General features: G+C 65.8%; 14 protein-coding genes. 9 read left to right on the forward strand and 5 right to left on the reverse strand.

Going from position 1 to position 14,315, the window contains the following annotated elements; all coding sequences use genetic code 11:
* Positions 1-249 precede the first annotated feature (249 nt).
* The 8 genes from AC5RWO_RS19610 (at position 250) to AC5RWO_RS19645 (ending at position 8,123) form a co-directional block, all read left to right on the forward strand.
* Positions 250-1,371, forward strand: coding sequence for an FAD-dependent oxidoreductase (locus AC5RWO_RS19610; protein ID WP_498733342.1), 1,122 nt, complete (start codon positions 250-252; stop codon positions 1,369-1,371).
* On the forward strand, positions 1,346-2,299 hold the full coding sequence (purU, locus tag AC5RWO_RS19615; protein ID WP_498733343.1) for a formyltetrahydrofolate deformylase: 954 nt from the start codon (positions 1,346-1,348) through the stop codon (positions 2,297-2,299). The genes AC5RWO_RS19610 and purU overlap by 26 nt, the downstream gene beginning before the upstream one ends.
* A 57-nt stretch (positions 2,300-2,356) precedes the next feature.
* Entirely contained in the window at positions 2,357-2,968 is a 612-nt protein-coding gene (locus AC5RWO_RS19620; protein ID WP_498733345.1) for a class I SAM-dependent methyltransferase, read from the forward strand.
* Positions 2,969-3,024: 56 nt separating this feature from the next.
* Entirely contained in the window at positions 3,025-3,543 is a 519-nt protein-coding gene (locus AC5RWO_RS19625; RefSeq protein ID WP_498733346.1) for a gamma carbonic anhydrase family protein, read from the forward strand.
* Between the two features lie 70 nt (positions 3,544-3,613).
* Complete coding sequence (locus AC5RWO_RS19630) at positions 3,614-4,807, forward strand: ROK family transcriptional regulator (RefSeq protein WP_498733348.1); 1,194 nt, start codon at positions 3,614-3,616, stop codon at positions 4,805-4,807.
* Positions 4,808-4,960: 153 nt separating this feature from the next.
* Positions 4,961-6,241 carry an ABC transporter substrate-binding protein gene (locus AC5RWO_RS19635; RefSeq protein WP_498733350.1) on the forward strand — a complete coding sequence of 427 codons (1,281 nt, stop codon included), beginning with the start codon at positions 4,961-4,963 and terminating at the stop codon, positions 6,239-6,241.
* A gap of 92 nt (positions 6,242-6,333) precedes the next feature.
* Positions 6,334-7,239, forward strand: a complete 906-nt coding sequence (locus tag AC5RWO_RS19640) for a carbohydrate ABC transporter permease (RefSeq protein ID WP_498733352.1) — start codon at positions 6,334-6,336, stop codon at positions 7,237-7,239.
* Complete coding sequence (locus AC5RWO_RS19645; RefSeq protein WP_498733354.1) at positions 7,239-8,123, forward strand: carbohydrate ABC transporter permease; 885 nt, start codon at positions 7,239-7,241, stop codon at positions 8,121-8,123. Before AC5RWO_RS19640 ends, AC5RWO_RS19645 begins: the two co-directional genes overlap by 1 nt.
* Before the next feature lie 121 nt (positions 8,124-8,244).
* On the opposite strand, the gene AC5RWO_RS19650 is transcribed toward AC5RWO_RS19645, so the two are convergent.
* The 4 genes from AC5RWO_RS19650 to AC5RWO_RS19665 all read right to left on the reverse strand — a co-directional run bounded on the left by AC5RWO_RS19650 (position 8,245) and on the right by AC5RWO_RS19665 (position 11,990).
* Positions 8,245-8,757, reverse strand: coding sequence for a hypothetical protein (locus AC5RWO_RS19650; protein ID WP_498733356.1), 513 nt, complete (start codon positions 8,755-8,757; stop codon positions 8,245-8,247).
* Between the two features lie 172 nt (positions 8,758-8,929).
* Entirely contained in the window at positions 8,930-10,123 is a 1,194-nt protein-coding gene (locus tag AC5RWO_RS19655) for an ABC transporter permease (RefSeq protein WP_498733358.1), read from the reverse strand.
* Positions 10,120-10,860, reverse strand: a complete 741-nt coding sequence (locus AC5RWO_RS19660) for an ABC transporter ATP-binding protein (RefSeq protein WP_498733359.1) — start codon at positions 10,858-10,860, stop codon at positions 10,120-10,122. The genes AC5RWO_RS19655 and AC5RWO_RS19660 overlap by 4 nt, the downstream gene beginning before the upstream one ends.
* Positions 10,857-11,990: an efflux RND transporter periplasmic adaptor subunit gene (locus tag AC5RWO_RS19665; protein ID WP_498733360.1), complete on the reverse strand. Its 1,134-nt coding sequence runs from the start codon at positions 11,988-11,990 to the stop codon at positions 10,857-10,859. The genes AC5RWO_RS19660 and AC5RWO_RS19665 overlap by 4 nt, the downstream gene beginning before the upstream one ends.
* 129 nt (positions 11,991-12,119) lie before the next feature.
* Here AC5RWO_RS19665 and AC5RWO_RS19670 point away from each other — a divergent pair, with 129 nt between their 5' ends.
* Positions 12,120-13,211: a Gfo/Idh/MocA family protein gene (locus AC5RWO_RS19670; RefSeq protein ID WP_498733362.1), complete on the forward strand. Its 1,092-nt coding sequence runs from the start codon at positions 12,120-12,122 to the stop codon at positions 13,209-13,211.
* Between the two features lie 24 nt (positions 13,212-13,235).
* Here AC5RWO_RS19670 and AC5RWO_RS19675 read toward each other — a convergent pair whose 3' ends face one another.
* Positions 13,236-14,219, reverse strand: a complete 984-nt coding sequence (locus AC5RWO_RS19675; RefSeq protein WP_498733364.1) for a bile acid:sodium symporter family protein — start codon at positions 14,217-14,219, stop codon at positions 13,236-13,238.
* Positions 14,220-14,315 lie beyond the last annotated feature (96 nt).

A 14,315-nucleotide genomic window follows, 5' to 3' on the forward strand; every position in this document is an offset into this window, starting at 1 on the left:
TCTACTGCGCCTCCCGCAGACCCTGAAAAGTACGACGGCGGCGGCCTCCCTGGCTACGGGCGTCACCGACTTTTTTCGACACGTTTCGACACGTTCTCGACACATTTCCGGGCGGCATCCCGCCCCCATCCCGGCTCCCATCCCGCCTCCCCCCGCCCGACGCCGTCGAGGCATCTTGGAATACCCGGGCACCCAGGGCCGTTGGAACCCATAGAAGTTGACGCATCAACCAATTCGAGCGGGAGCGGCATGGACAAGGTTCTGGACGCAGTGATTATCGGCGCCGGCCAGGCCGGCCTCAGCGCCGCCTACCATCTGCAGCGGCGCGGCCTGGTTCCGGAACAGGACTACATGGTCCTGGACGCGAACGAAGGCCCCGGCGGCGCGTGGCGGCACCGCTGGCCCTCCCTGACCTTCGACGCCGCGCATGGGCTGCACGATCTCCCCGGCCTCCCGCTCGGGGTTCCCCACCCCGCGGAGCCGGCGTCCGCTGTCGTTAGCCGTTACTACGGTGCCTACGAGCAGAAGTTCAATCTTTCCGTCCACCGCCCCGAACGCGTCGAATCCATTACCAACGACGACGGCGGCGCCGGGCAGCTGCTGCGGGTCACCAGTGCCTCGGGCCGCGAGTGGCTGGCGCGCACGGTCATCAGCGGTACCGGCACATGGGACCGGCCGTACTGGCCCTACTACCCCGGGCGCGAGACGTTCCGCGGCCGGCAGCTGCATACCCACGATTTCCAGTCGGCCGACGAGTTCCGGGGAAAGCGCGTGCTGGTGGTCGGCGGCGGCACCTCGGCCCTGCAGTTCCTGCTCCAGCTTGATGCCGCCGGCGCGCGGACCGTCTGGTCCACGCGGCGGGAGCCCGACTTCATTACCGAGCCCTTCGATGCCAGCTGGGGCATCGAGGTGGAGCGCAAGGTCAACGAACGAACCCGCGCCGGGCTGCCGCCGGTGAGCGTGGTCGGCGTGACGGGCCTGCCGCTGAACGAGACCTACAAGGCAGGTATCGACGCCGGCGTCCTGGTCTCCCGCGGGCGGCTTGCCCGGATCACCGAGGACGGCGTGGTGTTTGCGGACGGATCGGCCGAGCAGGTGGATGTCATCCTGTGGGCAACCGGCTTCCGCCCCTCGCTGGACCACATGACCCCGCTGCAGCTGCGTGAGCCCGGCGGCGGTATCCGCATAGGGCCGGACGCCGTGTCCGTAGTCAAGGAACCGCGGCTGTTCCTCGTGGGGTACGGCTCCTCCGCCTCCACAGTCGGTGCCACCCGGGCCGGCCGGGCGGCGGCGATGGCAGCGGTGCAGCAGCTGAAGATCCTTCGGGTCCCGGAGCAAGGAGCGCATGCACTGGCAACGGTGGCCGGCTGACGCCGTCGCTCGTGACGCCGTCGTCGGTTTCGTCGCCCGCACCGGTAACCTTGGAGCTGTGAGTGAAGCTTTCCTGCCCAGCACCGATTCCACCTACAACCTGACGCTCTCCTGCGAGGACCGCCCCGGCATTGTGTACGCCGTGACCGGAGCGCTGGTGGAAGCCGGCTGCAACATCGTCGATTCGCAGCAGTACGGGAACCCGAGTTCCGGCCGGTTCTTCATGCGCGTTGCCGTTACCACCGGCACGTCCTACACAGACCTGCACCGGGCGTTGCAGCCCGTGGCGGAAACCTTCACCATGAAGTGGAGCCTGAACCAGCAGGGCGCCAGGATGCGCACTCTGCTGATGGCTTCCAAGTCCGCGCATTGCCTCAACTCCCTATTGTTCCAGCAGCGCTCGGGCACGCTGCCCATCGACGTCCCGATCATCGTCTCCAACCACACGGACCTGGCGGACATGGCCGAGTTCTACGGCATCGAATTCCGCCACATTCCGGTCACGCCGGACACCAAAGGCGAAGCCGAACAAGCGCTCCGCGACCTGGTGGCCGAGTACGACATCGAGCTCGTGGTGCTCGCCCGCTACATGCAGATCCTGAGCAACGAGCTCTGCACGGACCTGCAGGGCAAGGCGATCAACATCCACCACTCCTTCCTGCCGTCTTTCAAGGGCGCCAGGCCGTACCACCAGGCGCACGACCGCGGCGTCAAACTGATCGGCGCCACGGCGCACTACGTCACGCCGGATCTGGACGAGGGCCCGATCATTGAGCAGGAAGTCATCCGCGTGGACCATGCGAAGTCCGCGGAGCAGTTCGTGGCCATGGGCCGCGACGTCGAGGCGCGCACGCTGGCCACCGCCGTCCAGTGGCATGCCGAGCACCGCGTCCTGCTGGACGGGCAGCGGACGGTCGTCTTCAACTGACCGGGCTCTCCCGCACCTGCCCTTCTCCTGGCTGCCGTCCCCACGTAGGGTCGGAGCATGGGCAACTATGAGAGGGACCTGACAACCTACTATGACCGGCAGGCCGAAGTCCGCGATGCCCGGACACCGGATCCGCAGCGGGTGGCCAAGCGCAGCGAGTTCATCGAGCACCTCAAGGCGACCCGCCGGCACGACCTGCTGGAAATCGGCTGCGGCACCGGCGTCGACGGCCTCGCGTTCAAGGCCGCCGGCATCCGTTACACCGGGGTAGACCTCTCCGAAGCGAGCGTGCGGATCGCCAGGCACAAACAGCTTGAAGCCTCGGTCGCCTCTGCCCGCGAGCTGCCGTTCGCCGACGAGACCTTCGACGCCGCCTGGACCATGAGCACACTGCTGCATGTCGCCAACGCCGACCTCTACGGGGTCCTGACCGAAATCATGCGCGTCCTCAAACCCGGCTCCCCCTTGGCCGTGGGCCTCTGGTCCGGCTCCGACAGCGAGGGCATCAACGCCGCGGACGATCAGGAACCGCAGCGCTTCTTCAGCCGCCGCTCCGACGAGACCCTATTGAGCCTGTTCGAACCGCACGGCACCATCCGCGACTTCACCACCTGGGAACACGACCAGGACCCCGGGCATTACCAGTACTTCATGATCTATAAACCCTGATTTACGACGGCGGTGCGCACGCCGCGCTGCAACCCCGGCTTGGGTAGGCTGGTGCCATGGCCCACATCATCACACTCGCCGGCAAAACCCCGGCCACCGACCCGTCCGCCTTTGTCGCTCCCACCGCCACCTTGAGCGGCGATGTGGAGCTGGCCGCCGATTCCAGCGCCTTTTACGGCGTCTCGGTCCGCGGCGACAGTGCCCCGATCCGGGTGGGAGCAGGCAGCAACCTGCAGGACAACGTGGTGCTTCACGCGGACGCGGGCTTCCCCTGCACCGTTGGTGCCGGCGTCAGCATCGGACACACGGCCGTGGTCCATGGCTGCACGGTGGAGGACAACTGCCTGATCGGCATGAGCGCGACCATCATGAACGGCGCCGTCGTCGGCGAAGGCTCGCTGGTTGCCGCGGGCGCCTTGGTACTCGAGGGCACGCAGATCCCGCCCCGGTCGCTGGTGGCCGGAGTTCCAGCAAAGGTCCGACGCGAACTCAGCGACGAGGAATACCAGTCCGTCCTCGACAACGCGGCGCACTACGTCGAGCTCGCCAAGCTGCACCGGGATGCCAACGCATAATTTCCAGTCCACCTGGTCGTCTTTCGTTAACTTCTTGACTACAAGGGGTAGCGGGAGCACCCTGTTAGGTATGCCAGCCGAACCAGCCACAGTGACGGGCACCGACCACCGGCCCGGCTCCCAGAGTGCACTGCGCAGGCGCAACAGCCAGCGGGTCATCCGCGCGCTCATGACCAGCGGCGGGCTGACCCAGGCCGAGCTGGCCCGGCAGACCGGTCTGTCCACCGCGACCGTGTCCAACATCGTCAAGGCCATGGTCGATGACGGCCTGATCCTGACCTCGCCGACCACCAGCTCCGGCCGCCGGGCGCTCTCCGTCACACTGAACGGCCGCGGTGCGGTTGCGGTCGGCGTGGATTTCGGCCGGCGGCATGTCAACGTGGTGCTGGTCAGCCTGGACCACCGGGTTCTGGCTGAGGACGGCGTCGAACTGCCCCTCGGCCACCAGGCGGAGGAAGGCATCGAGGCCGCCGCCCAGCTGGTCCGGCGGCTGCTGGCGGACACCGGCGTGGAACCCGGATCGCTCCTCGGCCTGGGCGCCGGCATTCCCGGCCCGATCGACCACCGCACCGGCAAGGTCATCCACGGAGCGATCCTGCCCGAATGGGTGGGCATCGATTTGCTGGGCCGGCTCCGCGAGGCGTTCGGCATTCCGGTCTTCATCGACAACGACGCCAATCTGGGTGCATTGGCACAGGTCAGCTGGGGCCCCTACCAGAACGTGCAGAACCTGGTTTTCCTGAAATTGGGCTCCGGCATCGGTGCGGGACTGATCCTCAACGGCGCACCGTTCTACGGCAACATCGGCGTGACCGGCGAAATCGGCCACGCCACCGTCGCCGATCACGGCCTCATCTGCCGCTGCGGAAACCGCGGCTGCCTTGAAACGGTGGCGTCGACCTCCACGATGATCGAGCTGCTGAGCCGCGGCAAATCCGAACCGGTCAGCACCGAAGACATTGTCCGGATCGCCCTCGACGGCGACCCGGCGGCACTGCGGGTAATCGACGACGCAGGGTTGGCGGTTGGCCGGGCGCTGGCGAACGTGTGCAATCTGGTCAACCCGGAAGTCATTGTCCTCGGCGGCTCCCTGACCGGGCTAAACGCCATCCTGCTCGACCCCGTGCGCCGGGGGCTGCTGCGCCATGCCGTACCCGCCGTGGGCGAATCCACCGAACTGGCCATGTCGGGACTGAGCAACCGGGCCGAAGCCCTCGGCGCTGCCACGCTAGTCCTGCAGCAGGCCGAGCTGCCCTCGTTGTAAAAACAGCCCGCATGCTGGCTCGGCAGAAGTTTTGCGTTCAACTCTTGACGGCAACGTGTGTGACGGAGTTAACTTCATGGCAAGCCACGAACCCGTGTGCAAACTTCAGCCAGACGACAAAGTAGTCAATGACTGCTCAGTAATGGAGGCGTTATGCGACGCGTATCTTTGCTCGCCAGCGTTGCGGCAGCAGGCTTGCTCCTGTCCGCATGCGGCGGAGGAAGCTCGGTCGAAGAAGCGAACCCGACAGAAGCTACCGGTTCGGTCGGGGTCTTTACCTGGTGGGCCGACGGGTCGGAGAAAGTAGGCCTGGATGCGCTCGTGGACATCTTCGACGAGCAGTATCCGGATCTGACCTTCGACAACCTGGCCGTGGCCGGCGGCGCGGGCAGCCAGGCCAAGAGCGTTCTTGCGGCCAACCTCAAGTCCGGCAATCCGCCGGACTCCTTCCAGGCCCATGCCGGGGCCGAGCTGCAGGACTACATCAATGCGGACCAGCTCGAGGATTTGAGCTCCTTCTACGAGGAAGCCCAGCTCAATGAGGCTTTCCCGCAGGATCTGCTGGACCGCCTGACCGTGGACGGCAAGATCTATTCGGTTCCGTCCAACATCCACCGCGCCAACGTGGTGTGGGCCAACGTGGAAGTCCTTGAGGAAGCCGGCCTGGATCCGAACAGTCCACCAGCCGATCTCGACGCCTGGTTCGCGGACATGGACAAGATCAAGGAAAGCGGCACCACCCCGCTGGCTGTCGCCGGTACCTGGACCCAGGTGCAGCTGTTCGAGAACATCCTGCTGGCAACCCTCGGCCCCGAAGGCTACAGCGGCCTCTGGGACGGCACCACGGACTGGAAGAGCCCCGAGGTGACCGAGGCGATCGAGAACTACAAGAAGGCGCTCAGTTACACCAACTCGGACCGCGACACCCTCAGCGACTGGGGCCCTGCCACGCAGCTGGTCGAAGACGGGGCCGCGGCCTACAACGTGATGGGCGACTGGGCTGAAGCCAAGTTTGCGCAGGACGGGCTGAAGCCGGGCACGGACTACGTGTACTTCCCGACACCCGGAACCGACGGCGTCTTCGACTTCCTGGCCGATTCGTTCACCCTGCCGAAGGGCGCCCCGAATCCGGCCGGCTCCAAGGCATGGCTGACGACCATTTCGAGTGTCGAAGGCCAGCAGGCGTTCAACGCGGCGAAGGGGTCCATCCCCGCCCGCACGGACGTGCCGAGCGATGAATTCGGCGAGTACCAGCAGAGCGCCATCGAGGACTTTTCCTCGGACACCATCGTCTCCTCGCTCGCCCACGGCGCTGCGGTGCCGGTGGCATGGCTGAACGAGCTGAGCACCGCCGTGAGCAAGTTCGGCGGACCGCAGGACGTTGCCGCACTGCAGGAATCTGCCGCTTCGATAGCGGAAAAGTTCGCGCAGTAGTTCCGGACAACACCGGTGGGCGGGTGCGGCTCAGGCCTCAAGCACCCGCCCACCGCGTTCGTTCCGCTGCTGCCTGAGGAGAGATAGGGTTCGTGTTCGCGAAAATCAGGACCTGGGGCCCGGCGCTGGCCTTGATATCCCCCACCATCATCTTGCTGGGCATCTTCGTTTACGGACTGATCGCCCAGAACGTCCAAATCTCCATGACCAACCAGCACACGTCCCTGCCCCGCGCGGACTTCGTCGGTCTGGACAATTACTTCCGCCTGTTCGGAGACGCCGACTTCCAGCACTCGCTGCGCAACCTGCTGCTGCTGACGGTTGTCTTCCTGGCCGGCACGCTCATCTTCGGGTTTCTCTGGGCCTGGATTCTCGAACGCCCCGACTTCGGCGAAGGCTTCTTCCGCTCCGTCTACCTGTTTCCGATGGCCGTATCCTTCATCGCCTCCGGCGTGGTCTGGCGCTGGCTGCTCTCAAGCCTGCAGACGGACCAGCCCGGCGGCGAGCGCACTACCGGCCTGAACCGCCTGCTGGAGAGCATTGGGCTGGGTTTCCTGCAGAACAGCTGGTGGTCGGACCCCAACTGGGGTGTGGCGGCCATCGCCGTCCCCGCGATCTGGCAGCTCTCGGGCTACGTCATGGCGCTGTTCCTGGCCGGTTTCCGCGGCATTCCGGACGAGTTGCGCGAGGCCGCCCGGATCGACGGCTGCAGCGAATGGAAGCTGTACCGACATGTCATTTTCCCGCAGCTGAGCCCGGTCATGCTTTCCGCCGTCATCATCATCGGCCACATGTCGCTGAAGCTCTTCGACCTGATCCGCGCCATCGTCCCGGATGCCAACACCTACGACATCCAGGTGCCCGCCACCATGATGTGGGTTAAGTACATCGGCAGCGACTACGCGGATTCCGCCGCCATCGGCACCATCATGCTCATTCTGGTGGCACTGGTGGTTGTCCCCTACCTCGTCTACACCTCCCGGCAGGAGAAGCGCTGATGGCGACCGCCACCGTCCCGCCCCCGGTCGAAGTCTCGACCCCGCGCGCGCCCGCCCGCAGCAGCGGCGGGCAGAAAATCAACCGCACGCTCAAGTACGCGTTGCTGCTGGTGTTCGTCGTCGTCGTCCTGATTCCGGCCTATGTGCTGGTCATTACCAGTTTCAAGGGACCCGCCGATGCGGATCCCTCAACGGCCTGGTTGCTGCCGACGGCGTGGGAAACCGCCGGCTGGGCCAAGGCCTGGGAGACGCTGGCGCCTGCGCTTGGCCGCACCTTTGCCTTGGTCATTCCGGCGTCCATCATCTCTGCCATGCTGGGCTCGATGAACGGCTTTGTCCTCTCGCGCTGGCGGTTCCCCTACGCCAATGTGGTCTTCACGCTCATCTTGTTCGGCATGTTCATCCCGTACCAGGCGGTCATGATCCCGCTGACCCAGCTGATGCAGGGGCTCAACATCCCCAACGGAATCCCCTCCCTGCTGGTTCTGCACATCGTTTACGGCCTGCCCATCTGCACCCTGATCTTCCGCAACTACTACGAGTCGGTGCCCAGCGAACTGATCGAAGCAGCCAGAGTGGACGGTGCCGGCCTGCTGCGGACCTATGCCTCGGTCATCCTGCCGGTCTCCGCGCCGGGCTTCGTTGTTGTCTTGATCTGGCAGTTCACCTCAGCCTGGAACGACTATCTGTTCGCTGCCTTCTTCTCCTCGGGCAGCAACGGACCGGTCACCATTGCCCTGAGCTTCCTCGCCGGCGGCCAGCTGACGGATTACGCCGCGTCCATGGCCGGTGCGCTCATCGCATCGTTGCCCACCCTGATCGTCTACATCATCCTCGGCAAGTACTTTGTGGGCGGTCTGATGAGCGGCTCCGTCAAGGGGTAGCAAGGGCATCCCCCGGTCGGACATACAGCAGCGACCGGCATCTTTGGGGAACGATGTTCCTTCAAGATGCCGGCCGCTGAGCAGTTCCTGACGAAGTGGGCTCAGGACGAAACCGCCGCTGTCACGGGCGGCGCTGGTCTCCGTCCGCGTCGCGGGCAACGTGGCGGCCCTCGTCGTCGCGGTTGACTTCGGGGCCGCGGTGTTCATCGCGGTCACCGGCGCCCCGGTCACTTCCGCGCCCGCCCTTGCGCTTGTCGTCGGTGTTGACGTCCGGATCCATTTCGTCGGCCTTGCGCAGCTGCTCCTGCGATTCATCGCGGATGCCCTGGGCATCGGCCTTGCGCTCATCGGCCTGCTGCCGCATCCGGTCTGCTTCCATCCGCGCACGCTCGGCCTCGATGTCCGCCTGCTCGGCATCAACCTGGACGCGGTGCGCCTCCGCCTCGCGTTCACGGGCGCCCAGCGCAGTAGCCTGGGCCGATTGACGGACTTCGGCGGCTTTCGCCCGGTCCGCTTCCTGCCGTTCATGCATCTTGGCCTTGTTGCGCTTCTTCGCGAAGAAGGCAATCAAACCGATGATGATCAGAAGAACTACAACTGCAACAATGATCCATACAATCTGGGATGTATCCATGGGTATAGCGCCTCTTTCCTGCTGAACGGGAATATCAGCCTACTTACTTTGTACCACTCATGGAGTAGCAGTAACAGGGGCGCAACACCGGAACCGCAGGTCAGCGGCAAGGCGGACTACTGCCGCGGGCGCCGAGAACCGGGCCAGGACCCGATGCGCCCGCTGGCAATTGTCAGTACCGGATGGCGTCGATGACCTTGACCCGGACCGCCACCACTGCCGGGATCAGACCGGCAAGAGCACCCACCACGGTTGCCGCTCCCAGGCCGATCAAGGCCGCCTCCAGTGGAAAGGGCGGCAGTTCGCTCACGCCGGCGGCAATCACGTCCTGCACCCACGGGCTCTTGACGACGGCCACCGCCAGCATCACGCCGATGACCCCTGCCACGAACGTCGCGACTACGGATTCGAGCATCACGCCGAAGAAAATCCGGCCACCCGTCGCACCGAAACTGCGCCGGATCCCGACTTCGCGCACCCGGTAGCGGACCGTCACCATCGAGATGTTGAGGAGCCCGACGGCGCCGAGCAGCAGCACCAAACCCGCAATTCCGCCGACGGCGAGCTGAATGCTCTCGAACGGGTCGCCGAAGGCCGCATAATCGGATCTGAATACCTGTGCCGAACCGGGCCCGAACTGTGCCGCGAGATCACTGCTCATGGCGGCGGCGAGCGGTTCGGCAATCTCCTCCGGAACCCACATCTCCATCGCTGGGGGCATCAGCGCCTCGCCGCCCAAAGCCCAGGCGTCGTAGTGCGCCGCGAGCAGCATTGCCTGCGGCGGCGCCTCGGGCCACTGGTTGGGGACCACGCCGACGACGGCGGCCGTAATCGGCCGCTCCCGGACGATCTGCACCGCGGGATTCTGCTGCAGATCGGGAAGCCCCAGCCGCTGGTGGAAAGCCTCGTTGACGATGATGGCAGGTGCCAGCCGCTGCTCGTCGGTGGGCGTGAACCAGTGCCCGAGGGACAGATCCACCCGGCGCATCGTGCCGTACCCTCGGTCCACCACCATGGTTTCCGCCGCCGAAACGCCGTCGGGGAACTGGAACGGAACCGATGTCTGGTAGCGCACGCTCGAATGCTCAACGCCATAACGCTCCACCAGCCCCTCAAGGGCCTCCCGTACTTGCGGTACCTCCAGTTCTCCGCTGGCCGGGAAAACTTCGGCAGTCACGGTGGCCGCGCGGCCGCCCTGCTGCTCCTGCGTCTGCACCATGGCTTCCCGGGACATGTTACCCAGCCCGACGACGGTGGTCAGGGCCGCCACCGACAAGGCCACTCCGATCAGCGCCAGCAGGATCCTTGTCTTATGGATCCGCAGTTCTGCCCAGGCTTCGACCAGGGCCGCGATTAAGCCGGTCATGCTGCAGTCTCCCCGTCAACGAGCACACCGTTTTGCAGGCGGTAATGCCGCTGTGCCAGCGCGGCGACGTTCGGGTCATGCGTGATGGTGACCAGTGCGGCCCCGGACTCCCGTGCCACGTTATCCAGCAGCTTCATCACGGACTGGCCCGTTTCGATGTCCAGTGCGCCGGTCGGCTCGTCCGCCAGGATCAGCTGGGGCGAGCGTACCAACGCCCGCGCGATGGCGATGCGCTGCTGCTCGCCGCCGGAGAGTTTGTGGGGTTTCTCCCGCAGCCGGTCCCCCAGCCCCACCGATCCGAGCATCTCGGTGGCCAGCCGCTCACGCTGCCAGAACTGCTTGCCCCGGGCGTAGAGCAGCGGCGTCATGACGTTCTCCAGCGCGGTGCGGCCGGGCAGCAGGTTGAACTGCTGGAAAATGAATCCCACCCGGGCGCCGCGCGTCACGGCGCGGCGCTTTTCACTCATGGACTGGACAGGCACGCCCCCGAAGGACATCGCGCCTCCGGTAGGAACGTCCAGCAGTCCCAGGATGTTCAGCAGGGTGGACTTGCCAGAGCCGGACCGGCCCACAATGGACAGGTGGTCGCCGATCCGGATGTCCAGGTCCACGCCCTGCAGAATGTGCAGCGGTTCATGGTCGGGAATGAGTACCGTTCGCTCTACCCGCTCCAGCGCAACCAGCGGTGCTTCCGGATGCTCTGCCGCCGGCGTCCGCGAGGTGGTGGTTGCCGTCATCCGCCCATCACCATGCCGAAACCTTCCGTGCCCGGCCCCATCAGTTCCTCGGCGGGAGCACCCGGGACGAACTGCAGCACCAGTTCGCCCTCGTCCAGTCCTTCGGTGATTTCCACTTGCTGGCCGTCGTTGAGACCAAGGCTCACCTCGCGATCGACGGGCTCCGCACCGCCGTCGTTCTCCACAACCCAGACGACGCCGGAGTCCACCGCGCCCTTGACCGCGGTGGTGGGCACTGTGATCACGTCCTCGGCAGTGCCGGCGCTGATGTCGATGCTGGCTCCGAGACCGGCGAAAACGGTGACGTCTTCGGGCACGGCGCAGCTGACCGTGCCGGTGGACGTTTCAGGGGCTGCAGGCCCGAACGGCCCCATGGCCGCCGGGTCCTGCGGCGCCTGCGGGGCCGGGTCCGAGGAGGATGCTTCGCCCACGGTAACGGCCTGGCATTCGAACGGCGCAGGGCCACCTGTGACCGTAACCATCGCGGTACTCGGGCGGTCCAGCAGCCGGAACTGCTGGTCCGAGGTCAGGGAGCCGGAGACGGAAAAGGTTCCAGGCGAAAGCGTCACGGCATCGGCACCCACACTGACCTGCTGGTCCACGAGCACCGCCAGGTCCGTCACCTTGCCCGCCGCTGTGGCCACCACGTCGGTGTAGGTATAAACGGGAGCGGGCGGAGCAGCCTGCCGTACCGGTTCCGGCTCGGCGTTCCCGGCAGTCCCGTTGGGCCCGCTGGTGTCGGAGGTCCCGCCGTCGTCGGCGGTCCGGCCCGCAAAGAGTTCGGTGGCCTGCGCCGGATCCGGCTCCACGAGCTTCTGCACCTGGAAGAGCGGATCGCCCTTGGCAACGTCCGCGCCCACCGCCACATGGACAAAGTTGACGGTGCCTTCGGCGGTACTGCGGACCACAACGGCCGGATCGCTCGCGACGGCCCCCTGCACCTGGACCACGTTGGTCACGGTGCCGCGGGCGGCCGGAATGCTGGGCGTGACCAGTTGCGCCGCGGGCTGCTGGTCCGTCGCCTCTGCACGCATGCCGTCAACGAAGGCCAGCTTGAAAAGTGCCACGGCGATGACGGCGAAAATGGCCATCCAGACAATCGGAAAAACGTAGCGGCGCACGGCGCTCATGCCTATCCCCCATTTCGATGAAGGTGCCACTCGCCGGGCACCCGAACAGCGCGGCACCACCGTCAGGTGAAACGTTGAGACTTGCCCCGCTTGATGGACGTTATCATTTGCAGCGGTAATGATGGATTCATGACAACGCCCCCGCGAATCATCACGCCGCCCTGCGCCGCCCCCGGGGCACCCAGCCCGCTAGCCGCCACCGGCCGGCCGTTGCGCTGGGGCGTCGTTTCCACGGGGAAAGTCGCCGCCAAGGTCAGCGGTGACATCGCCCTGCTCGAGGACTCCGTGCTCCAGGCGGTGAGCTCGCGGGTGGCGGAAAACGCGCTGGCCTTCCGGGACCAGTTCGGCTTTACCGCCGCCTATTTTGATGACGACGGCGGCAAAGGCTACGAGCAGCTCTTCGCAGACCCCGACGTCGATATCGTCTACGTGGCCACTCCGCACGGTCAGCATTACGAAATTGCCCGGAGCGCACTGGAAGCCGGCAAGAACGTGCTGTGCGAAAAGTCCCTGACCATCAATGCGCGCGAGGCCCTGGAGCTGGCCGAGCTGGCCCGGAGCAACTCGCTGTTCCTGATGGAGGCAGTCTGGACGCGGTTCCTGCCGATCGTCCACCGCGCCTGGGAGATCCTCCACTCCGGGGAGCTCGGCGTGGTCCAGTGGCTGCAGGCGGACATAGGCTTTCCCGCCCTCTATGATCCGGCCGCCCGGCTGTGGAATCCCGCTGCCGGCGGAGGAGCCCTGCTGGATCTGACCGTCTACCCGCTCACGTGGGCCCTCGGCACGCTGGGATTCCCGCAGACCATCTCCGCCGTCGGCCATATTAACGACGACGGCGTGGACGCCCAGAACGCGCTGACCCTCACCTACAGCTCGGGCGCCCAGGCGCAGCTGACTTCCTCGCTCCTGGCGTCCTCGCCGCGGACCGCCACGATCTGCGGCAGCAATGGCTGGCTTCGCACCAACAGCCCGCTGCACAATCCAACCGAGTTGATCATCCGGGAGCACAATGGAACGCCGCGGATCGAAACCTTTGAGCCGGTGGGCCAGAACTATGTGTACGAGTTGCGCGATGTCACCCGCTGCATCCAGCAGGGCCTGCTGGAAAGTCCCACCATGCCGCTGGATGACACGTTGAACACCATGCGCCTGTTCGACGGCGTCCGAGCCCAGCTCGGCGTCAGCTACGTCAACGACCGGGCCGTGCCGGTAGCGGACTGACCCGCAGCCCGGCTGCTTCCGCGGTTAGGACTTGGCGGCATCCTGCCGGCGCCAGAACGCTGCAATGAGCGCACCGGAGACGTTGTGCCACACGGAGAAGATGGCGGCGGGCAGCGCGGATTCGGGCGTGAGGTGCTGGGCGGCCAGGCCCGCAGCAAGGCCCGAGTTCTGCATGCCCACCTCGATGGCCGCGGTACGGCGCGAGGAGATCGGCAGCTTGAACAGGCGTGCGGCACCGTAACCGAGCGCGTAGCCGAGGCCGTTGTGCAGCACCACCGCGATGAACACCAGCAGCCCTGCTGCGGCGATGGCCGCCGCACTGCCGGAGACGACTGCGATAACCACGTAGGTAATGGCCAGAACCGAGACCCAGGGCAACAGCGGCAGCGCCTTGGCCACGAGCCCGGGCAGGAAGAAGCGTGCCACCAGGCCCAGTACCACGGGGATCAGCACAATCTGCACGATCGATCCGGCCATGGACGCGGCGTCAACCGGCATGTACTGGTTGGCCAGCCACAAGGTCAGGACCGGCGTCAGCAGCGGCGCCATCAACGTCGACACCGAAGTCATCGCCACAGATAAGGCGACATCGCCCTTGGCCAAGTAAGACACCACGTTGGAGGCGGTCCCGCCGGGGCAACAGCCCACCAGGATCACGCCCGCCGCCAGCGCCGGCGGCAGTCCAAGCGCCATGCTGATCAGCAGGCCCAGCACCGGCATGATGACGAACTGCGCGATCACCCCGAGCACCACAGGAATCGGCCGCTTGGCGATCAGCGCGAAGTCCGGCGGCGTCAGGGTGAGCCCCATGCCGAACATGATGATGCCCAGCGCCGGCGTCACCAGTGTTCCCCAGCCGGTAAAAGCCGAGGGGAACAGGAAAGCTACGACACCGCCGGCCAGAATAAGGATCGGGAACAGCGTGACCGCGATTGTCGCGGCGCGATCCTCCCGGGTGGTATCGATGCTGGCGGTTGCTGTCCGAGGTGGTTCAACTGGCGAAGTCATTGCGCAAGCTTATAAATGCTCCGCTCCGAGCGTCCACTATGTGGAGGGTTATATCAATATGCGGACATCGGTGGATGCGGCCTCTTCCGGTGTTTG

The organism is Arthrobacter sp. B055-34 (genome assembly GCF_059090425.1).